The sequence below is a fragment of the Roseiconus lacunae genome (genome assembly GCF_008312935.1).
Classification (GTDB): domain Bacteria; phylum Planctomycetota; class Planctomycetia; order Pirellulales; family Pirellulaceae; genus Stieleria; species Stieleria lacunae.
This window is the reverse complement of the sequence record NZ_VSZO01000035.1, coordinates 1-735: the sequence shown is the minus strand read 5'-3', so window position 1 is coordinate 735 and position 735 is coordinate 1. Positions and strand designations below refer to the sequence as shown.

Genomic DNA, 735 nt, shown 5'->3' with positions numbered 1-735 from the left:
GTAAATCGACGAACCAATCGATGCACGTGAGCCGCCGAGTTGAGGTTGTTGGAGTGGCTCGTCAACCGCGGCGACCACGTGATCGTCACCGTTCCCCGACTGAAGAGACCGCACGCTAATCGTGAACTTTCTCGTGATGCTAGAAGACGACTTGGATCGCATCTCGCGTTTCCGTGCCGTTCTGGCTCTTCACCATCCCGCGGTAACGCTGGACGTGCATCGAACTGCTCCAGAATTCATCGACGCTTATTCCTGTCTCGGTCGCGTTCCTGATCTGATTTGCCTCGACCACGATCTGTTCACGGACTCACCTGACGACCCCGATCCGGGTGACGGCTGTGATGTCTCGGCGTTTTTGGTGACACGCAAACCAATTGCTCCTGCGGTCATACACTCGACCAACGCAGCGGCAGCGGATTCAATGCTCTATTCGATGCGCGATGCTGGCTGGGATGTTGACCGAATCGCACCGCTCGGCGAAGACTGGATCGAGTCGTACTGGTTTCCGACGGCCTGCGAAATGGTGGCTGCGCACGATGGCCGACATTAGAATTGCGGGGAACAATGCCATGCACACGAAGGCCGCGAGTCAGGTCAATCGGTTTGATCTGAGTCGTTCGCGCGGCCTCGGTGATGGCCGGCGTTCGTCGTGCTTGGTCACGTTCGTTGTTTCTTCTAGCTTTAAGTTCGGATCAACGCACAAGCCGGATAGGATAACCGCAGTCGGCCCATTGC

Annotated in this window: 1 protein-coding gene; it reads left to right on the top strand. The window is 57.0% G+C overall.

The genetic code is table 11. From position 1 onward, the window contains the following. The first annotated feature begins 121 nt into the window (after nt 1-121). Nucleotides 122-550 (top strand): cyclic-phosphate processing receiver domain-containing protein, encoded by a 429-nt coding sequence (locus tag FYC48_RS22265; RefSeq protein ID WP_149499004.1) that lies wholly within the window; start codon nt 122-124, stop codon nt 548-550. Nucleotides 551-735 lie beyond the last annotated feature (185 nt).